The organism is Bacillus sp. FSL R5-0286 (assembly GCF_038593245.1).
In the GTDB taxonomy this organism is placed as follows: Bacteria; Bacillota; Bacilli; order Bacillales; family Bacillaceae; genus Bacillus; species Bacillus altitudinis.
This window is the reverse complement of the sequence record NZ_CP151977.1, coordinates 2,090,326-2,110,546: the sequence shown is the minus strand read 5'-3', so window position 1 is coordinate 2,110,546 and position 20,221 is coordinate 2,090,326. Positions and strand designations below refer to the sequence as shown.

At 41.0% G+C, this 20,221-nt stretch carries 25 protein-coding genes; 24 read left to right on the top strand and 1 reads right to left on the bottom strand.

Going from position 1 to position 20,221, the window contains the following annotated elements:
* Positions 1-102: 102 nt before the first annotated feature.
* From NST24_RS10725 to fni, 5 genes are all read left to right on the top strand, one after another.
* Positions 103-750, top strand: coding sequence for a flagellar brake domain-containing protein (locus NST24_RS10725; protein ID WP_007500975.1), 648 nt, complete (start codon positions 103-105; stop codon positions 748-750).
* 63 nt (positions 751-813) lie between these two features.
* A complete protein-coding gene (locus NST24_RS10720) occupies positions 814-996 on the top strand; it encodes a YpfB family protein (protein WP_008344514.1) in 183 nt (60 codons plus the stop codon).
* 71 nt (positions 997-1,067) lie between these two features.
* Entirely contained in the window at positions 1,068-1,745 is a 678-nt protein-coding gene (gene cmk / locus NST24_RS10715; protein WP_017359766.1) for a (d)CMP kinase, read from the top strand.
* Between the two features lie 223 nt (positions 1,746-1,968).
* Positions 1,969-3,120 carry a 30S ribosomal protein S1 gene (gene rpsA / locus NST24_RS10710; protein WP_008344519.1) on the top strand — a complete coding sequence of 384 codons (1,152 nt, stop codon included), beginning with the start codon at positions 1,969-1,971 and terminating at the stop codon, positions 3,118-3,120.
* A gap of 14 nt (positions 3,121-3,134) precedes the next feature.
* Complete coding sequence (gene fni, locus NST24_RS10705) at positions 3,135-4,202, top strand: type 2 isopentenyl-diphosphate Delta-isomerase (protein ID WP_046527082.1); 1,068 nt, start codon at positions 3,135-3,137, stop codon at positions 4,200-4,202.
* A 175-nt stretch (positions 4,203-4,377) separates the two neighbouring features.
* On the opposite strand, the gene NST24_RS10700 is transcribed toward fni, so the two are convergent.
* The gene (locus NST24_RS10700; protein ID WP_008344525.1) at positions 4,378-4,509 is read right to left on the bottom strand and encodes a YpzI family protein; all 132 of its coding nucleotides are present in this window, start codon (positions 4,507-4,509) and stop codon (positions 4,378-4,380) included.
* 178 nt (positions 4,510-4,687) lie between these two features.
* Between NST24_RS10700 and NST24_RS10695 the strand changes: the two genes are divergently transcribed.
* The 19 genes from NST24_RS10695 to aroH all read left to right on the top strand — a co-directional run bounded on the left by NST24_RS10695 (position 4,688) and on the right by aroH (position 20,194).
* On the top strand, positions 4,688-5,230 hold the full coding sequence (locus NST24_RS10695; protein ID WP_160757557.1) for a hypothetical protein: 543 nt from the start codon (positions 4,688-4,690) through the stop codon (positions 5,228-5,230).
* Complete coding sequence (locus NST24_RS10690) at positions 5,227-6,111, top strand: YIEGIA family protein (RefSeq protein ID WP_007500964.1); 885 nt, start codon at positions 5,227-5,229, stop codon at positions 6,109-6,111. The genes NST24_RS10695 and NST24_RS10690 overlap by 4 nt, the downstream gene beginning before the upstream one ends.
* 6 nt (positions 6,112-6,117) lie before the next feature.
* Positions 6,118-6,312, top strand: a complete 195-nt coding sequence (locus tag NST24_RS10685) for a hypothetical protein (protein WP_008344527.1) — start codon at positions 6,118-6,120, stop codon at positions 6,310-6,312.
* Between the two features lie 159 nt (positions 6,313-6,471).
* Positions 6,472-7,782, top strand: a complete 1,311-nt coding sequence (gene der, locus NST24_RS10680) for a ribosome biogenesis GTPase Der (RefSeq protein ID WP_008344528.1) — start codon at positions 6,472-6,474, stop codon at positions 7,780-7,782.
* Positions 7,783-7,796: 14 nt separating this feature from the next.
* Complete coding sequence (locus NST24_RS10675) at positions 7,797-8,834, top strand: NAD(P)H-dependent glycerol-3-phosphate dehydrogenase (protein ID WP_178930300.1); 1,038 nt, start codon at positions 7,797-7,799, stop codon at positions 8,832-8,834.
* Between the two features lie 266 nt (positions 8,835-9,100).
* On the top strand, positions 9,101-9,304 hold the full coding sequence (locus NST24_RS10670) for a DUF2768 domain-containing protein (protein ID WP_024718503.1): 204 nt from the start codon (positions 9,101-9,103) through the stop codon (positions 9,302-9,304).
* Positions 9,305-9,322: 18 nt separating this feature from the next.
* Positions 9,323-10,048, top strand: a complete 726-nt coding sequence (locus NST24_RS10665) for a hypothetical protein (protein WP_007500961.1) — start codon at positions 9,323-9,325, stop codon at positions 10,046-10,048.
* Between the two features lie 205 nt (positions 10,049-10,253).
* Entirely contained in the window at positions 10,254-11,732 is a 1,479-nt protein-coding gene (gene spoIVA / locus NST24_RS10660) for a stage IV sporulation protein A (protein WP_008344534.1), read from the top strand.
* Between the two features lie 374 nt (positions 11,733-12,106).
* Positions 12,107-12,385 carry a non-specific DNA-binding protein Hbs gene (gene hbs / locus NST24_RS10655; RefSeq protein WP_003215863.1) on the top strand — a complete coding sequence of 93 codons (279 nt, stop codon included), beginning with the start codon at positions 12,107-12,109 and terminating at the stop codon, positions 12,383-12,385.
* A 190-nt stretch (positions 12,386-12,575) separates the two neighbouring features.
* Positions 12,576-13,145, top strand: a complete 570-nt coding sequence (gene folE, locus NST24_RS10650) for a GTP cyclohydrolase I FolE (protein WP_003215789.1) — start codon at positions 12,576-12,578, stop codon at positions 13,143-13,145.
* 23 nt (positions 13,146-13,168) lie between these two features.
* A complete protein-coding gene (gene mtrB, locus NST24_RS10645; protein ID WP_008344541.1) occupies positions 13,169-13,399 on the top strand; it encodes a trp RNA-binding attenuation protein MtrB in 231 nt (76 codons plus the stop codon).
* A 115-nt stretch (positions 13,400-13,514) separates the two neighbouring features.
* Positions 13,515-14,282 (top strand): heptaprenyl diphosphate synthase component 1, encoded by a 768-nt coding sequence (locus tag NST24_RS10640; protein WP_024718505.1) that lies wholly within the window; start codon positions 13,515-13,517, stop codon positions 14,280-14,282.
* A 3-nt stretch (positions 14,283-14,285) separates the two neighbouring features.
* The gene (locus NST24_RS10635) at positions 14,286-14,990 is read left to right on the top strand and encodes a demethylmenaquinone methyltransferase (protein WP_007500957.1); all 705 of its coding nucleotides are present in this window, start codon (positions 14,286-14,288) and stop codon (positions 14,988-14,990) included.
* A gap of 24 nt (positions 14,991-15,014) precedes the next feature.
* Positions 15,015-15,977, top strand: a complete 963-nt coding sequence (gene hepT, locus NST24_RS10630) for a heptaprenyl diphosphate synthase component II (RefSeq protein WP_007500951.1) — start codon at positions 15,015-15,017, stop codon at positions 15,975-15,977.
* A gap of 129 nt (positions 15,978-16,106) precedes the next feature.
* Positions 16,107-16,553, top strand: a complete 447-nt coding sequence (ndk, locus tag NST24_RS10625; protein ID WP_003216015.1) for a nucleoside-diphosphate kinase — start codon at positions 16,107-16,109, stop codon at positions 16,551-16,553.
* Between the two features lie 144 nt (positions 16,554-16,697).
* The gene (locus NST24_RS10620) at positions 16,698-17,474 is read left to right on the top strand and encodes a protein-glutamate O-methyltransferase CheR (protein WP_342461760.1); all 777 of its coding nucleotides are present in this window, start codon (positions 16,698-16,700) and stop codon (positions 17,472-17,474) included.
* Positions 17,475-17,550: 76 nt separating this feature from the next.
* A complete protein-coding gene (aroC, locus tag NST24_RS10615) occupies positions 17,551-18,723 on the top strand; it encodes a chorismate synthase (RefSeq protein WP_007500947.1) in 1,173 nt (390 codons plus the stop codon).
* Complete coding sequence (gene aroB, locus NST24_RS10610) at positions 18,723-19,814, top strand: 3-dehydroquinate synthase (protein WP_342461759.1); 1,092 nt, start codon at positions 18,723-18,725, stop codon at positions 19,812-19,814. Before aroC ends, aroB begins: the two co-directional genes overlap by 1 nt.
* Positions 19,811-20,194, top strand: coding sequence for a chorismate mutase (gene aroH / locus NST24_RS10605; RefSeq protein WP_008344549.1), 384 nt, complete (start codon positions 19,811-19,813; stop codon positions 20,192-20,194). The genes aroB and aroH overlap by 4 nt, the downstream gene beginning before the upstream one ends.
* Positions 20,195-20,221 lie beyond the last annotated feature (27 nt).

Genomic DNA, 20,221 nt, shown 5'->3' with positions numbered 1-20,221 from the left:
AAAAGGGAGCGAGGAAAAGGCGAATAAGCCTTTTCCTTTTGTTTTATACATGGTTTAATATAAGAGAGGATACGATTTCACAGATGAAAAGAGTGATGAGGAATGTTACAAATAGGGGATGCAATCACAATTGAGTATGTCAATGAGAACAAAGAAGTGAAAACCGCAAAATCGAAAGTTTTGGAAAATAATAACGATGATATTTGCATTAATTATCCAGCTGATAAAGAAACGGGGCGCACGATCTATTTAAATCAAGAAACAGAAATCACCGTCTTCTTTTTCGATGAAAATCAAATTCCATACAAATGTACAAGCAAAGTCATTGGGAAAAGAAAAGAAGATATCCCGATGATTGTCGTTTCGATTCCGCCAAAAGAAGAAATGATTCGGCTTCAGCGAAGAGAATATCTTCGAGTGGATACGATGGTGAAAGCGTCCATTACGCAAAATGGTGAAGAAACCTTCGACACATTTATTGTCAATATGAGTGCTGGCGGTGTAGCAATTGCTGTTCCAGAAGGTGTCTCACTAAAAGAATATGGCGAGGTCGTCACAGAGTTTGAACTTTCACTTAAAGAACCAGTGAAAATTAAAGCGATTGCAGAAATGAATCGTGTTTATCAAGATGAACAGACGGGGAAAACAAGAGCGATCATGGAATTTACTGAAATCACAAACGACCACCAGCAACACATCATGAAGTATTGCTTCCAGCAGCAGCTTCTAACACGTGTGAAAAAAGTATAAGAATAAAGGTTGTCAAAAGCTTCCATACTAGAGAGAAAGAATCTAGCGTAGGAGGCTTTTTGTATGAAAACAATGGAAAGATGGCTATTCAAAGCAGTGCTCATTCAGCTCATTCTGCTTTTGGCGGTTCAGGTCACCCTTCACTTGACGAAAGGAGAACTATTTTTGTCAAAAGTCGTACAATACGAGGGTGTGAATAACATGAGCATTGAAGATTGGATTGAGACATTTAAGCAAAAGGATTGATAGAAAATTCCCCCGTTTGAGCGGTGATCGTGTTACAATTCATAAGGGAGATTCAATCAAGGAGAGGTATTATGAAAAAGAAATTATCTATCGCAATTGACGGTCCTGCTGCAGCAGGAAAAAGCACTGTGGCAAAAATTGTCGCAGCGAAAAAATCATATATTTATATCGATACAGGTGCGATGTACCGCGCAATTACACTTGCAGCACTCAATCAAGGCGTAGACCTTGAAGACGAACAGGCACTTGATGCGTTATTGAAAAACACAGTCATTGAACTTGTGTCAACTGACGAAGGTCAAAAAGTACATTTAGACACGATCGATGTCACAGAAGACATCAGAACAGACCGCGTAAGCAATCAAGTCTCTGTTGTTGCAAAGCATAGAGCTGTCCGGGAAGAAATGGTCCGCAGGCAGCAAGAGCTGGGGAACCGAGGCGGTGTCGTCATGGATGGAAGAGACATTGGCACGCATGTTCTTCCAGATGCAGAAGTGAAAATTTTCTTGCTTGCGTCAGTAGAGGAAAGAGCAAAACGTCGTTTTGAAGAAAATCAGAAAAAAGGCTATGATGTCAATTACGATCAACTGATCGAAGAGATTGCAAGACGTGACAAGCTTGATTCTGAGCGGGAGGTATCACCGCTGAAGAAAGCAGATGATGCCATTGAAATTGACACGACTTCCCTTTCTATTCAAGAGGTTGCAGGTAAAATTTTAGATGCAGCAGAGCGTGTAGAAAAACAGTAAGAAATTTTAGAAAACTTTTATAAGTTAGAGGTTTATCTCTTGACAAACAAGGTCTTTTATTAGAAGTTTATACTAATACTATTTTTATTGATCATTCAAGCAATTCTGTTGATTTGAATGTTTCTATAATACATATTCGGCTGGCAATCATCATGCTAAGGACACATATTCACCCAGTCGTTTTAACTAAGCTGTGTAGGTTTGGACCAAGGAGGTTATCGAAATGACAGAGGAAATGAATCAAATCGATGTTCAGGTACCAGAGGTTGGAGATGTAGTGAAAGGGATTGTTTCTAAAGTTGAGGACAAGCATGTCAATGTAGATATCGTCAATGTGAAACAACCTGGGATCATCCCAATCAGTGAATTATCAAGTCTTCACGTTGAAAAAGCATCAGATGTCGTGAAAGATGGCGACGAGTTAGAGCTTAAAGTAACAAAAGTCGAAGACGATGCTTTGATTTTATCGAAACGTGCTGTTGATGCAGACCGCGCTTGGGAAGACCTAGAGAAAAAGTTTGAAACAAAAGAAGTATTTGAAGCAGAAGTAAAAGACGTTGTCAAAGGTGGTCTAGTGGTCGACATTGGTGTTCGCGGATTTATTCCTGCGTCTCTTGTTGAGGCACACTATGTAGAAGACTTCACTGACTACAAAGGAAAAACACTCTCGCTTGTTGTGGTAGAGCTTGACCGCGAAAAAAACCGCGTGATTCTATCGCATCGTGCAGTCGTTGAGCAAGAACAATTAGACAAGAAGCAAGACTTCCTGCAAAAGCTTGCAGTAGGCAGTGTGATTGATGGAAAAGTGCAGCGCCTGACTGACTTTGGTGCATTTGTTGACATTGGCGGCATTGATGGATTAGTTCACATTTCTCAACTATCCCATGCGCATGTCGAAAAGCCATCTGACGTTGTTGAAGAAGGACAGGAAGTGAAAGTCAAAGTTCTTGCTGTTGACCGCGATAACGAACGTATCTCACTATCTATTAAAGAAACATTACCAGGACCTTGGAGCCAAATTGGTGAAAAGGTAAAACAAGGTGATGTTCTTGAAGGAACCGTTCAACGCCTTGTGAGCTTTGGAGCATTTGTTGAAATTCTGCCAGGTGTAGAAGGACTTGTGCATATTTCCCAAATTTCACACAAGCATATCGGTACTCCTCAAGAAGTCCTTGAAGAAGGGCAGACTGTGAAAGTGAAAGTGCTTGATGTCAATGAAGATGAAGAGCGCATTTCACTTAGCATTCGTGAATTAGAAGAGAATCCTGAAAAACAAATCGAAGAGGATTACCGTCAATATCAGGCGAAAGAAGAAAATACAAGCGGATTCCAGCTTGGTGACCTGATTGGTGATAAACTCAATAAACTAAAATAATTTGGTGATCAAAATTGACGCGAGCAGAAAGAAAGAAACAGCATATTGAGCATGCTTTGTCGACTGGCCAGCATGCAGCAACAGGTTTACAAGATGTTTCCTTCGTTCACGCCAGTTTACCAGATCTTGCGACATCACAAATTGATACACATACGACAATTGGCGGACTGACTTTCGGTTCGCCAATTTTTATCAATGCAATGACTGGTGGAGGCGGAGAATCGACCTATGAGATTAATCGCTCTTTATCTATCGCAGCGAAGGAAACCAATATTCCAGTAGCAGTCGGATCACAAATGGCTGCACTGAAAGATGCAGACGAACGTCGTACGTATGAAGTGGTTCGAAAGGTGAATCCAGATGGACTCGTTTTTGCCAATTTGGGCAGTGAGGCGACAATTCAGCAAGCACGGGATGCCGTTGACATGCTGGGGGCAAACATGCTTCAAATTCACTTAAACGTGATTCAAGAGATTGTCATGCCTGAAGGAGATCGTGATTTCAGAGGTGCTGTTGAGCGGATCTCAGCCATTGCTGAATCAATTGAGGTGCCTGTTGTCGTCAAAGAAGTTGGATTTGGGATGAGTAAGGAAACAGCAAAGAAATTATTTGATGCTGGAGTTGCTGCTGTTGATGTAGGTGGATTTGGGGGAACGAATTTTTCTAAAATCGAGAACTTGCGCCGTCAAAAAGCACTTCGCTATTTTGACCAGTGGGGAATTCCAACTGCAGCGAGTCTGGCTGAAGTACATACAGCCTTTCCAGATCAAACCGTCCTAGCTTCTGGAGGCATTCAAGATGCACTTGATGTGACAAAATCAATTGCTCTTGGTGCGTCTGCCGTTGGATTAGCCGGCTTTTTCTTAAAATCCCTGACGAGTGGAGGAGAAAAGGGCCTCATCTCTGATATCATTGATCTACAAGATGATGTGAAGATGTTGATGACAGTACTTGGCATGAAAACAATGGAGGAGCTAAGGCAAGCTCCGATTGTGCTTACAGGGGAAACAAGTCATTGGCTAAAAGAAAGAGGCGTGGATACTACGTACTATAGTTTAAGAAATAAGAAGACAAAGGACTAAATGAAATGTAGCCCTTTGTCTTCTTTTCAGCGTGAAAGAAAACTTTTTTTGTCTATGAAAGACAGCTACTTTTTGCGGAGCGAATTTGACATTCGTGAGCACCAATGCGCAGGACTGACACTGAATGCGAGGGTTTGTCTGCACGCTGAGACATGTGGTAATCACATGTCTTTTTTTATTGATTTCTTTTGCGAGCGTCTTCCGGGCCTTCTAAAGTTGTTGCCCCTTTGTGATGAATGGATTGATCGCGATCAGATTCAACTCTTCTTGATGCCTTTAGGCGTTTTTCCTGTCTATCCTTACCCATCATACATCCCTCCTCAACTATTAGGGTGTCACCTCTTGTTTATTTCATGCAAATCCCGCACCTTCTCATATGTTTAAAAATTGGAGATTTTCCCATAATGTAATTGAGGTGATGAGGGTTGGAGGCATTGTACTATTATTGGTCAATATGGTTCGTTTGGATTATGGTGACATTTATCATGGAGAAAAGCACGTGGCGCAATGTGCTGGGCGTATGTGTTCTCATTCATATTATATGCAGTCATGTCATGGTTTCTATTTTAGACATTAGGATCAATGCAGGATTTTTGATGACCTTTTTATATGCTTGCATGTCATTCGTGATCTTTCGGCCTGCTCATCGAATCATGCGAATCATGCAATTAGGTTCCATGGTCAGTGCGTATGCCTTTTTTATGATTTTTGCATTATATGATCCAGTTTGGTTCACGATAATAAAGGTGGACTGGGTTGTATTTGCCTTGCTGATCTTGATGTGTTTAACATATGGGCATCAGTTAACGGAACGGATCACTTTATGGATGATGGCTATATGTCTGGGGGAAGCCCTTTATGCGCTTACGATTCATCGCCTCACATCTTCCATTGTCATAGGAGATCTCTCGTTTCTTTCCATGGCTGTTCAAGGAGCTGTCTTTCTATTAGGTATAGGTCAGCTTGAAAAACTCTTGAACACCCGTTCATCTAGAAAACCAGTAAAAGGGGCTGCAAAATCAACATGACGGATTACACGTTTCCTGTGATTATTGGTGTCATCTTTGGGATGGCGGCTAGGCTTTATATGCTAAGAACTGATTATCGGCAATATCCCACATATATTCATGGACAAGTGATTCACATTGCGCTAGGTTTTATCGCATCAGGGCTTGGTGCTATTATTATGCCTGCGCTGATCCAGGAAGAATTCACTGCCATTACCTTTCTGACGCTTGCAGCCACGCAATTTCGTGATGTGCGTAATATGGAAAGAAATACATTGACCCAAATGGATTCGTATGAGCTTGTCTCACGAGGCAGTACATATATCGAAGGCATTGCGATCGCCTTTGAAAGTCGAAATTATATTGCCATTCTTACTGCCCTTATTACAACGACCGCCTGTATTTTCTTTTCGCTCGTCGTTGGGACCGTGGTCGGTATTCTTTGTTTTTTCATGGCAAAACTATTAATGTCAGGGAGCCAATTAAAGGATATCGTGAATATTCAAAAAGGGGAACTTCGCTTTGACGGCGCAGGACTTTACGTAAATGATATTTACATTATGAATATTGGGCTGCCTGAAAAGCAAAAATTGATTTTAGAGCATGGAATGGGGTTCATCTTGACTCCGAAGAATTTTAACTCGGCCACAACCATCGCAAACCTTGGGCAGCGGCAAGCTATCTTATTTGATTTATCCAACGTGCTTGGTGTATACCGAGATTCTGGTGAACCATCGCTTTGTCCGCTCGCAAAACGTGATCTGAATAATGGCACACTTGGCGTATTCATTTTACCGCAATGGCAGCGTGAAGATTTAGCTGTCCGTGTATTAGAAGAGGTGCCTATTTTAGAAAATGCCATTAGAATGCCGACAGATTTCATTAAAAAGAAAGTGAGGTAATAGGGCATGGCGAACACCATTGAACAATTTATATTGGCTGTGGCGACAACAAATAAAGAGCGGGTCATTGGCGGAACAGCCGTTTTTTTCTGTGAAAATAAAGAAGAGCTCGACATGTATGCCATGAATTTAGAGGCCATTTTAGATGGAATTGCACACGGCATTGGAGAAGATCTTTACTTGATCGTCAAACATTTTTAAGTTATTCATTGTGGTCTGATTAAAAATTGATATAATATATAAGTTGAACCCTTCATGTTTGAAGGGTTTATTTCATAAAACTGAATGAAAATTATAAATCCCGGTTGAAACATGATGATGAACATATTGAATCGCGGCTGGATTGAAAGGAAGGGTACTATGGGTAAACCTGTCGTAGCCATTGTTGGAAGGCCCAACGTTGGAAAATCTACAATTTTTAATCGAATCGCAGGCGAAAGAATATCGATTGTAGAAGACACACCTGGTGTAACAAGAGATCGAATCTATAGCTCTGCTGAATGGTTAAATTATGACTTTAATTTAATAGATACTGGTGGAATTGATATTGGAGATGAGCCGTTTTTGGCGCAAATTCGCCATCAGGCTGAAATCGCAATGGATGAAGCGGATGTTATTATCTTTATGGTCAATGGAAGAGATGGCGTCACATCTGCGGATGAAGAAGTCGCAAAAATTTTATATCGCACGAAAAAACCTGTCGTACTTGCTGTCAATAAATTGGACAACCCTGAAATGAGAAGCGACGTGTATGACTTTTATGCACTTGGATTTGGCGAACCGTATCCGATTTCTGGAACGCACGGGCTCGGTCTAGGTGATCTGCTTGATGCTGTCGCAGAGCATTTCAAAAACTTACCAGATACACAGTATGATGAAGAAGTGGTCCAGTTCTGCTTAATCGGCCGCCCAAATGTAGGGAAATCCTCTTTGGTGAATGCGATGCTCGGTGAAGAACGTGTCATTGTCAGCAACATCGCTGGTACAACAAGAGACGCTGTAGATACAATGTTTACGTACAATCAACGTGACTTTGTCATTGTCGACACAGCCGGTATGAGAAAAAAAGGGAAAGTATATGAAACAACAGAGAAATACAGTGTACTCCGTGCGTTGAAAGCCATTGATCGATCGGATGTTGTCGCTGTTGTTCTTGATGGTGAAGAAGGCATTATTGAACAGGATAAACGTATTGCCGGCTACGCACACGAAGCGGGTAAAGCCGTTGTGATCATTGTGAACAAGTGGGATGCTGTTGAAAAAGACGAGCGTACAATGAAGGAATTTGAGCAAAACATTCGCGAGCATTTTCAATTCCTTGATTATGCACCTGTCTTATTCATGTCTGCTCTTACGAAAAAGAGAATTCACACGTTAATGCCAACAATTATTACCGCTAGTGAAAATCATGCGATGCGCGTTCAAACTAACATTCTAAATGATATTATCATGGATGCCGTAGCAATGAACCCAACGCCGACCCATAACGGACAGCGTCTGAAAATTTACTATGCAACACAAGTGGCGATCAAACCGCCGTCCTTTGTTGTGTTTGTAAATGATCCAGAACTTATGCACTTTTCTTATGAGCGTTTCCTAGAAAACCGAATTCGAGATGCATTTGGTTTTGAAGGAACACCAATTAAAATATTTGCGAGAGCGAGAAAATAAAAAGGGTGAGCAGGATGAAGAAAATTTCAGTACTTGGAGCAGGGAGCTGGGGAACAGCTCTTGCGCTTGTATTAGCTGATAATCATCATGATGTACACATGTGGGGACATAGACAAGAATTAATTGATCAAATCAACGAGAAACATGAAAATCATGATTACTTGCCTAATGTTGCATTGCCAGCGTCTATTCAAGCGACAACAGATATGAAACAGGCACTAGAAGGGACAGATGCGATTATTGTCGCTGTGCCAACAAAGGCTATTCGAGAAGTATTGAAACAGGCCAATGAGTTCATTACGTCAAAGGTGCCATTTGTTCATGTCAGTAAAGGAATTGAACCAGATACGCTTCTTAGAATTTCTCAAATGATTGAACAAGAAGTCCCAGAAGCGAAAAGGGAAGCAGTGGTTGTCCTGTCAGGACCAAGTCACGCTGAAGAAGTTGGCTTGCGTCATCCGACAACTGTGACTGTCTCGTCAGAAAATATTGAAGCAGCTCAATTTGTTCAAGATTTGTTCATGAACAATAATTTTAGAGTGTACACCAACCCTGATGTGATTGGGGTGGAAATTGGCGGGGCGCTGAAAAACATCATCGCTCTTGCGGCAGGGATCACAGATGGACTCGGATATGGCGATAATGCGAAAGCAGCGCTCATCACAAGGGGGCTTGCTGAAATCGCCCGCCTCGGCACAAAAATGGGAGGAAACCCTCTTACGTTCGCCGGATTAACAGGTGTTGGAGATTTGATTGTCACATGTACAAGTGTTCATTCGCGTAACTGGCGCTGCGGGAATTTACTCGGTAAAGGATATAAGCTCGAAGAAGTGCTTGAAAAAATGGGGATGGTTGTCGAAGGCGTCCGCACAACAAAAGGCGCTTATCAGCTCTCCAAAGAATACAAGGTCAGCATGCCGATTACAGAGGCTCTTTACGGCGTCCTATTTGATGGGAAAAAGGTTGACGATGCTGTAGAATCCTTGATGGCACGTGTGAAAACACATGAGATGGAAGACCTTGTGAACATGTTCGAAAACCAAACAAAGTAATTGGAAGACTGAACTTAGGCGTGTAGAGGATGCAAGAAGGGGAAGACTTGCATAACATAACAATGAAGTTTGAATAGAGCTTTGCCTCTACAGAATGAGGAAAAATAGTCGACCTAATGACTGAAGCAGAGTCCCCCTCTTTGCTTCAGTTTTTTTATTCACTTTTTTCTGAATGATTGGAAAAATGATTGATATTTTACTTAATTTTGGTTTAGAATGAAATATAAACGCTTACAATTCGTTTATATTAAAGGGGGACAGGCACGATGAGTTTTGCTTTAATCAAGATGTGGTTTGCGCTTGGTTCAATGGGGCTCATGTTTTTAGCCGTTGTAACCATTTATTTGAGTAGGTTTAAGTTGAAGAGCCGATTTCTGAAAATAACAGCCTCAACTGTCGCGTACAGCTTAATGCTCATATCAGGTATCATTGTGTTTTTAGTTGTAGTTAGCGGGCCGGTCAATGAATAAAGAAAAAGGAAGAATGTGATGATCAAAGCAAAAATCAGTGTCATGCTGTTAACACTTATTTTACTTACGGGGTGCCTCTATCCAGAGAATCGCAAAGCTGAAAACCGCGTGCCATATAAAGAGCAGCTGCAAAGTGTGCAGACAGCGATTGAAGATTTTCAAAAAGCGACAAATGGCCTTTTACCGATTGAAACAAAAGAAGGCGACACACCGATTTATCAGAAGTATGTCATTGACTTTAAGCGTCTGTCACCAAGATATTTACATGATGTACCGTCGACATCTTTTGAAGGCGGGGGCGAATATATCTATGTCCTCACAGACGTCGAACAAAATCCAACGGTGAAACTGCTTGATGTCAAAATGACACAAACGATCAGTGAATTACGTCTAAGGATCAAAATATATCAAGATGAACATACATATCCGCCATATGGCAAAGTAGTATCCAAAGATTTATATACGTTAAATGAAAAAAAACTAGGGTTAAAAGCACCGCCTACAGTGACGAGCCCTGTCACGGGTGAATCACTTCCATTACTGATTTCCTCAAATGGCGAAATCTATGTTGACTATCGCAGTGATTTTGCCCAGATTTTGAAAAATACGAAACAAAAGCTGAAACCAGGTGAAAATATTCAAGATGTCTATTGGCAGGAAACCCCGTTTGTACCAGCGTTTTCTGTTCCATATACGATCAACAAAAAAGGTGAGCCGGCTTTTTTAGAAAAAAAGACGTCATAAACAAGAATGAACCTTTCTCCTCTGCATATAAATGAGGAGAAAGGTTTTTTTATGGCTAAACATACTCTCAAAACAAAAAAGGTGTCATATTCAAATAGGACAACGTCATACACATATATTGTCCTGACACCTTTCAAGCACCGTTTGATTGAAGTATAGAGTATTTTATTTGAAAACGAGGATAGCAAGTCCGGGAGGGGATCACTTGGAAAAAGTCGATATTTTCAAGGATATCGCTGAACGAACAGGAGGCGATATATATTTAGGAGTCGTTGGAGCTGTTCGTACAGGGAAATCTACGTTTATTAAAAAGTTTATGGAGCTCGTGGTGCTCCCGAATATCAATAATGAGGCAGACCGTGCAAGAGCACAGGATGAATTGCCGCAAAGCGCAGCAGGAAAAACCATTATGACCACAGAGCCAAAATTTGTGCCAAATCAAGCGGCATCCATTCACGTGAGTGACGGCCTGGATGTCAACATTAGGCTTGTCGATTGTGTAGGCTACACCGTGCCTGGTGCACGCGGATATGAAGATGAAAATGGTCCGAGAATGATTAATACTCCGTGGTATGAAGAGCCAATCCCGTTTCATGAAGCAGCGGAAATTGGTACACGCAAGGTCATTCAAGAGCATTCAACCATTGGTGTTGTGATTACAACAGATGGATCTATTGGGGAAATCCCAAGACATGACTATATTGAATCAGAAGAACGTGTCATTGACGAACTCAAAGAAGTTGGAAAGCCTTTTATTATGGTGATCAACTCTGTGAGACCTTATCACCCTGAAACAGAAGCACTGCGGCAGGAACTTAGTCAAAAATATGATATTCCTGTACTCGCGATGAGTGTCGAAAGTATGAGAGAACAAGACGTCCTCAGTGTACTTCGTGAAGCATTATATGAATTCCCAGTGCTTGAGGTGAATGTGAACCTGCCAAGCTGGGTTATGGTACTAAAAGAAGATCATTGGCTAAGAGAGAGTTATCAGGATTCAGTGAAAGAAACCGTCAAGGATATTAAGAGATTAAGAGATGTTGACCGAGTGGTAGGTCAGTTCAGTGAATTCGATTTTATCGAAAGAGCGGGCTTAGCGGGCATTGAAATGGGTCAGGGGATCGCAGAAATTGATCTGTATGCGCCGGATGATCTATATGATCATATCCTAAAAGAAGTGGTTGGTGTGGAAATTAGGGGCAAAGATCACCTTCTTGAGCTCATGCAAGATTTTGCACATGCGAAAACGGAGTATGATCAAGTGTCTGACGCTTTAAAAATGGTGAAGCAGACTGGTTATGGAATTGCGGCACCAGCTTTGTCGGATATGAGTTTAGATGAGCCGGAAATCATTAGGCAAGGATCAAGATTCGGCGTCAGATTAAAAGCAGTCGCGCCATCTATTCATATGATTAAGGTAGATGTAGAAAGTGAGTTTGCGCCGATTATCGGAACAGAAAAACAAAGTGAAGAGCTCGTCCGATACTTAATGCAAGACTTTGAGGATGATCCGCTTTCTATCTGGAATTCCGATATATTTGGACGCTCACTCAGCTCGCTTGTCAGAGAAGGCATTCAAGCAAAACTCTCGCTGATGCCGGAAAATGCAAGGTATAAACTAAAGGAAACGCTTGAACGAATTATTAACGAAGGATCAGGCGGTCTGATCGCGATTATTCTATAGGATGTGAGACCTCTCATTGATGGGGGTCTTTTTTTACGTGCGGGTGAAGTCATAAAAAGACAATTGTATAAAGATTAGTCAGATTCAGGCTGAAATTAGGAATATTCGTTCGCAAAAGTGCCCTTAATCCTTGACGAATAAGGATTCTTCCCTTTAAAATGCTTGATATGGTATTTCATATGTGTTAATCTACTTACAGAAAATCTTCACTTTGTTGGACAAACATTCCTTCAAAGAGAAGTTTTCTAATGAAAAGCCATGTATGACGCTTTCTAGACGCTCTTTTTTTCAAAAAAAGTGTATAGAAAGAAGATGAATTGTGAAGAAATGATAACAATCTATTGAATGCATATTTTTGGGAGGAGGTGAAAGGCATGAACAAGACAGAACTTATTAACGCGGTTGCTGAAGCAAGCGAGTTATCTAAAAAAGACGCGACAAAAGCAGTTGATTCTGTTTTTGATACAATTTTAGATGCACTTAAAAATGGTGACAAAATCCAACTTATTGGTTTTGGTAACTTTGAAGTACGTGAGCGTTCAGCTCGTAAAGGACGTAACCCACAAACTGGTGCAGAGATCGAAATCCCTGCAAGCAAAGTACCTGCTTTCAAACCAGGTAAAGCACTTAAAGACGCGGTGGCAGGTAAATAATCGTTATGTGTAATGATCCTATTGAAGGAGTTATACATATACAGTTTCACACTGGTCTAGAAAAGCCCCTTTGATAAGGGGCTTTTCCTTTTGAATCAAATGGTTTGTTTAGAACGCTCTCCTTTGCTTTTAGGATCTGAAGTGTGCTAGAATCTGAATGAAATGTAATCGCCTTTGGAGGATATAATACATGAGTGAAATAAATAAAGAATTAATCGAACACGCGGTACGCGATATATTAAAAGCAATCGGAGAAGATCCAGATCGTGAGGGACTTCTTGATACCCCAAAACGAGTAGCAAAAATGTATGAAGAAGTGTTCTCGGGATTAAATGAAGATCCAAAAGAACATTTTAAAACCATTTTTGGTGAAGATCATGAAGAACTTGTTCTTGTGAAAGATATTGCTTTTCATTCAATGTGTGAACACCATCTTGTGCCATTCTATGGCAAAGCCCATGTCGCTTATATTCCGCGCGGCGGAAAAGTAACTGGACTCAGCAAGCTAGCGAGAGCAGTAGAAGCCGTGGCAAAGCGCCCGCAGCTTCAGGAGCGCATTACATCAACGATTGCAGATAGTATGGTGGAAACTTTAAATCCACATGGTGTGATGATTGTCGTTGAAGCAGAGCATATGTGTATGACGATGCGCGGAGTGAAGAAGCCCGGCGCTAAAACAGTCACTTCAGCCGTACGCGGTACATTTGCAAATGATGCGGCAGCAAGAGCAGAAGTGCTTTCATTTATTAAAAACGACTAATCCATAGATGGAAGGTGAACAGATTGAGTGAAAATAAAGCATCTGATTTTGTGGTGATTAAAGCCATTGATAATGGTGTCAATGTGATCGGCTTAACTAGAGGTTCCGATACAAGATTTCACCATTCCGAAAAGCTCGATAAAGGTGAAGTCATTATCGCACAATTTACTGAGCACACATCAGCCATCAAAGTGCGGGGCGATGCTGTCATTCAAACAAGCTTCGGTGAAATTCAAAGCGAAGCAAAGAAATAACGCACGACTATGCACTTGATAGCATGAAAGTCAGGCCTGATATGGTATAATAAATCTCTATACAATGTAGAGAGCTACATATGAAACTGTAATTTTTGGGACAAGGGTGATATCTTTGCAAGACATCTACGGAATTTTATCTAATCTGAATATAAAATTAAACAAAAAGCTTTCTCATCCTTATTTGGCGAAGCATTTGCGTGCGCCGCTCATCGATGAAGATAAGCTCCTTCTTTTTCATGCAATGTTTGATGAAGCTCAAATCGATGCTGAGAAAAAAGAAAATTATATTTTAACGGCGATGCTTGTGCAAATTGCCCTTGATACCCATGACGAAGTCACAACTGCTGCAGCCATCAAACAAGACGAGTTCAAAAATCGTCAGTTGACCATCCTAGCAGGAGACTATTTCAGCGGTCTCTATTACTCTCTTCTCTCTGACATGAAAGATATTTACATGATCCGTACTCTCGCCACGGCGATCAAAGAGATTAATGAACATAAAATTAGACTATATGATCGATCCATTCAAGATGCAGCCCACTTTTATAAAAGTGTTGCTACAGTAGAATCTGCGCTATTCCAAAGAATTTCTGAGCACTTTCAATTGACGCATTGGAATGAAATTGCAAGTCGCTTCCTTGTTTATAAACGTTTTATGAAACAAGCAGAAGACGACAAACATTTAAAACTTTTTTTGAACGATAGCTATACGGACGCCTATACATGTTTTGACAACTTTGAAAGTGAAGGCTATGAAAAGGCCAAACGATCAATCAAGGAGCATCTAGTTTCATCTCCGATCGTTCAAAAAGAGCTATTAAATCGCTTGGATCATATGAAAAATGAACCTGCGTACCATCAGAAAGTGGAAGAAGGGTAAGTCATGCAGCAATCAAAAGAACAGCGAGTACACGGTGTATTTGAAAAAATTTATAAAAACTATGATCAAATGAACTCTGTCATTAGCTTTAAACAGCATAAAAAATGGCGCGATAAAACAATGAAGCTCATGAATGTTCAAAAAGGAGCCAAAGCGCTAGATGTATGCTGCGGAACTGCCGATTGGACGATTGCGCTTGCAGACGCTGTTGGAGAAACAGGCGAGGTCAAAGGCCTTGACTTCAGTAAAAATATGCTGAGTGTTGGCGAAACGAAGGTGAAAACAGGCGGCTACAATCAAATTGAGCTGCTCCACGGCAATGCAATGGAGCTTCCTTTTGAGGACAACTCATTTGATTATGTCACAATCGGTTTTGGCCTTCGAAATGTCCCTGATTACTTAACAGTGCTAAAGGAAATGACACGAGTGGTAAAACCCGGGGGAATGGTTGTCTGCCTTGAAACATCACAGCCTGAGATGATTGGGTTTAAACAAGGGTATTATGTCTATTTCAAATACATCATGCCGCTCTTTGGCAAGCTGTTTGCCAAAAGCTATCAGGAGTATTCATGGCTTCAAGAATCAGCCAAAACGTTCCCTGGCATGAAAGAATTGGCGTCTCTTTTTGAAGAGGCCGGTCTATCTGATGTCTCGTATCATCCATTTACAGGCGGTGTAGCAGCAACACATATCGGAAAGAAGCTTTGAATAAACGATATTTGGGTGAAAATAATGAAACTAAAAGCAATGATTTCTTTTCTAAATCATGATATCGATATAATTGAAAAAGAGCTTGAACAAACCGTTCGCTCTGATTATGCATTATTAAGTGAAGCCGGTCTTCATTTGCTGCAAGCGGGCGGAAAACGAATCCGCCCCGTTTTTGTTCTCCTTTCAGGCATGTTTGGTGACTATGATATTAATAAAATTAAATATGTAGCCGTAGCGCTTGAATTAATCCACATGGCATCACTTGTCCATGATGATGTCATTGATGATGCAGAACTGAGAAGAGGAAAACCGACGATTAAAGCAAAATGGGACAACAGAATTGCGATGTACACGGGGGATTACTTATTTGCAAGATCACTCGAGTACATGACGAAAATCAATCACCCAATGGCACATGAAATTTTGTCAAAAATGGTCGTCGAGCTCTGTCTTGGGGAAATAGAACAAGTCAAAGATAAATACAACATGGACCAAAACCTTCGTACATATTTAAGAAGAATTAAACGAAAAACAGCCTTGCTTATTGCAGGTAGCTGCCAATTAGGTGCGATTGCAGCTGGAACAGATGAAAAAACACATAAAGCCCTTTACTGGTTTGGGTACTATGTTGGTATGTCGTACCAGATCATTGATGATGTCCTTGATTTTACATCAACTGAAGAAGAATTAGGCAAACCTGTTGGCGGGGACCTTTTACAAGGAAATGTCACTCTTCCTGTTTTATATGCGCTTCAGAACCCGACGTTAGAAGGTCAGTTGAAGCTGATCAATAGTGAAACGACGGAAAAGCAGCTGAAACCTGTGATTGAACATCTCAAGCAAACAGATGCGATCGACCGTTCCATTCGAGTGAGTGAAATGTATTTGAAAAAAGCATTTGAACAGCTCGATCAACTTCCGCGCGGGCGGGCTAAATCTTCATTAGCGTCGATTGCAAAATATATAGGTAAACGAAAATTCTGATCAACGTTTCGTTGATTGGTTTTTTTGTGAAATTTTTTGTCAAAAATTGATTATTATAAAAAAAAATGATACGATCACTTTGTAACAATGTAAGCCTATACATACATAACGACGGGGTGGAAAACGTATATGGACAAAACATTTCTTATGGTCAAGCCTGATGGTGTGGAAAGACAATTAATCGGTGAAATTGTGTCAAGATTCGAAAAAAAGGGGCTTCAGCTTGTTGGAGCAAAGCTCATGAGCATTCCAAAAGAAGTAGCAGAAACACATTACGGAGAGCATAAAGAAAAACCATTTTTCGGTGAATTGGTTGACTTTATTACGTCAGGACCTGTATTTGCGATGGTATGGCAAGGTGAACAAGTCGTAGACGTAACAAGGCAGATAATTGGAAAGACAAATCCGAAGGAAGCGCTTCCAGGAACAATAAGAGGCGACTATGGATTAACTGTTGGCAAAAACATTATCCATGGCTCAGACTCACCAGAAAGTGCCGAAAGAGAAATCAACCTTTTCTTCAAACAAGAAGAACTGACAAACTGGGATCAAACGATCTCAAGCTGGATTTATTAATGTTCAAGCCAAAGTGTTCATCAAATGATCACTTTGGCTTTTTTATATTGAGATTTCTATACGATTTTTCGCATGAGATGATACAAATTTATGATAAAAACAGCTATACTAGGACAAAGATAGATGAGACAGGAGAGGACATTGATGGATCAGTATCAAGTATTTGTTAGAAAATGGAAAAAACTAACTGGGGTAGATCTGAATTTATATAAAGAAGCACAAATGAAACGAAGATTAACATCTCTTTATGATAAAAAAGGATATAAAGATTTTGAGGCATTTGCGTCTGCTCTTGAAAAGGACAAAGGGCTATTAGATGAAACGATGGATCGAATGACGATCAATGTGTCAGAATTTTACCGAAACTATCAGCGCTGGGAAGTACTTGATCAAAAAATCCTGCCGCTGCTTTCAAAAAACAGCGGCACCCTAAAAATATGGAGTGCAGCTTGCTCTACTGGAGAAGAACCGTATACACTCTCAATGTTGCTATCAAGCCATCCGCTTGTGAAGGACTTCCAAATTATTGCAACAGATATAGATGATAAAGTCCTGCAATCCGCGCAAAAAGGAAGATATCATGAACGATCTTTGCAAGAGGTGCCAGATCAAATCAAGCAAAAATATTTCACCAAAGAAGATTCTTCATTTTACACGGTGAAGGATGAGATTCGAAAGCACATTCAATTTAAGAAACACAACCTTTTAGCAGATCCATATGAAAAACAGCTGGATCTCATCGTGTGCAGAAATGTCCTCATCTACTTTACAGAAGAGGCGAAAGAAGAAATTTACTTAAAAATGAGCAGCAGTTTAAAGCAAAACGGCGTATTATTTGTTGGTTCTACAGAACAAATTTTTCACCCAGAAAAGTTTGGACTAACCTCTGCTGATACTTTCTTTTATCAAAAGAAGGGGTAGTAGCTGACTTTTTAGTAGGAAGTGTGTTATTATAGTTTTACTTAAAAGCGTTAATGCGATGAAGGGAGAATAAGTCATGAGGTACTTAACAGCAGGTGAATCACATGGTCCACAACTGACCACAATTATTGAAGGAGTTCCAGCGGGACTTTACATAGAGCAGGATGACATCAATTATGAACTGGCTAGAAGACAAAAAGGTCATGGCCGCGGAAGAAGAATGCAGATTGAAAAAGACCAAGCGAAAGTGTTAAGTGGTGTCCGCCACGGGAAAACATTAGGTTCTCCTATTGCACTTGTTGTTGAAAATAATGATTGGAAGCACTGGACAAAGGTCATGGGTGCAGAGCCAATTACTGAAGAAGAAGAGAGTGAAATGAAGCGTCAAATCTCTCGTCCAAGACCAGGGCATGCGGATTTAAATGGTGCGATTAAATATGGTCACCGTGATATGAGAAACGTATTAGAGCGCTCATCAGCACGCGAGACAACGGTTCGTGTAGCAGCAGGTGCAGTAGCGAAACAAATTTTGGCTCACCTTGGAATCAAAGTGGCTGGTCACGTCCTTGAAATTGGTGGAGTAAAAGCTTCCCATACCGCTTATGAATCTATTGAAGATTTGCAAAAAGTAACAGAAGAATCACCTGTTCGCTGCTATGACAGTGAAGCTGGTCAAAAAATGATGGATGCCATTGACGAAGCGAAGAAAAACGGCGATTCAATTGGTGGTATTGTCGAAGTCATCGTTGAAGGGATGCCAGTTGGGGTCGGCAGCTATGTGCACTATGACCGCAAACTGGATAGCAAGCTTGCGGGCGCAGTACTGAGTATCAACGCTTTTAAAGGAGTTGAATTCGGTATTGGCTTTGAGGCGGCTTCTAAAAATGGCAGTGAAGTTCATGATGAAATCATCTGGGATGAAGAAAAAGGCTATACGAGAAAAACAAATCGCTTAGGTGGTCTTGAAGGCGGAATGTCAACTGGCATGCCAATCGTCGTAAGAGGAGTTATGAAACCAATCCCAACCTTATACAAACCATTGCAAAGCGTGGATATTGAAACAAAAGAACCTTTCTCTGCAAGTATTGAGCGTTCTGACAGCTGTGCTGTTCCAGCCGCAAGTGTTGTAGCAGAAGCAGTCGTTGCATGGGAAATCGCCAATGCAGTGGTTGAGCAGTTTGGTCTTGATCAAATTGACCGCATTAAAGAAAATGTGGACAAAATGCGCCAGCTTCAGAGGGAGTTTTAATGAAAACACTGGAAGTGAAGACGTCTTCAGCCACTTATCCTGTATATATCGGTGATGGGATTATACAAAATATCGTAGACTTGATTACTTCCACTGGGCGATCCTACACGAAGCTCTTTATCGTGACAGATTCAGCCGTCGATGCCCTTTATGGAGATGAAATGGTTCAATTACTTAAACAGAAATGGTCTGTACAAAAAGTAGTGGTGCCAAACGGAGAACAATCAAAATCTTTTGCGCAGTTTGAGCAGATTCATACGAAAGCCATCCAATTTCAACTCGACCGCTCCTCATGCATCATTGCATTAGGCGGCGGGGTGATTGGAGACTTGGCTGGCTTTGCTGCTGCCACTTATATGAGAGGCATTGATTTTATTCAAGTGCCGACCACGCTGCTTGCACATGATAGTGCAGTCGGCGGAAAAACCGGAATCAATCATCCGCTCGGCAAAAATTTAATTGGTGCGTTTCATCAACCGGCTGCTGTCATCTATGATACAAGTATGCTAGAGACACTCTCACCAATAGAGCTGAGATCAGGCTTTGCAGAAGTGATAAAACATGCACTGATTTCAAGTGAAGTCTTTTTATCAGAACTGATGTCCATTCGTTCGTTGACAGAATTATCAAAGGATGAACTGGCACATATGCTTTATCAAGGGATTCAAGTGAAAGCATCCATTGTACAAGAAGATGAAAAAGAACAAGGTGTGCGGGCATACTTGAATTTAGGTCATACACTAGGGCATGCCATTGAAGCGGAGTATGGATACGGTGCGATCACGCATGGAGACGCCATTGCAATTGGCATGCAGTTTGCTTTATATGTCAGTGAAAAAGAGCAAGGACTCAGCCTAGATCGCGAGAAACTTAAAGTGTGGATGAAAGAACTAGGGTTTCCAGTACAAGTCACACAAACGATTTCAACCAAAACATTTGTCGATCGCATGATTGGTGATAAGAAGGCAAGAGGCGGGAGTGTTCAGTTTGTTTTGCTAAAACAAGTTGGAGACGTCACCCTGCAATCTTTCACAAAAGATGAGCTGTATCACTGGCTCGAAGAATGGAAACGGGAGGAGGGCTGTCTATGATGTTTCGCGGGATACGCGGGGCTACAACTGTGACAGAAGATACAGAAACAGAAGTGTTAACCAAAACGAAGCAGCTGCTAGAAGCGATCATTTCAAAAAATCAAGTAGATCCAGAGCGTGTCGTGCAGATCTTGATTTCAGCTACACAAGATATTCACTCTGTTTTTCCAGCAAAAGCACTCAGGCAGTTTGAAGGATGGACCTATGTGCCTGTTACTTGTATGCAAGAGCTTGACATTGATGGAGGTCTAAAGAAGTGTATTCGCGTTTTAATGACCGTTCAGACAGATGTCAAGCAGGAAGACATCCAGCACGTATACTTGGAAGAGGCTGTCACGCTTCGGCCTGATTTACAGTTGACAAAAAACAAGGAATTATAATACGATATGAACAGCCGAAGTTTACAC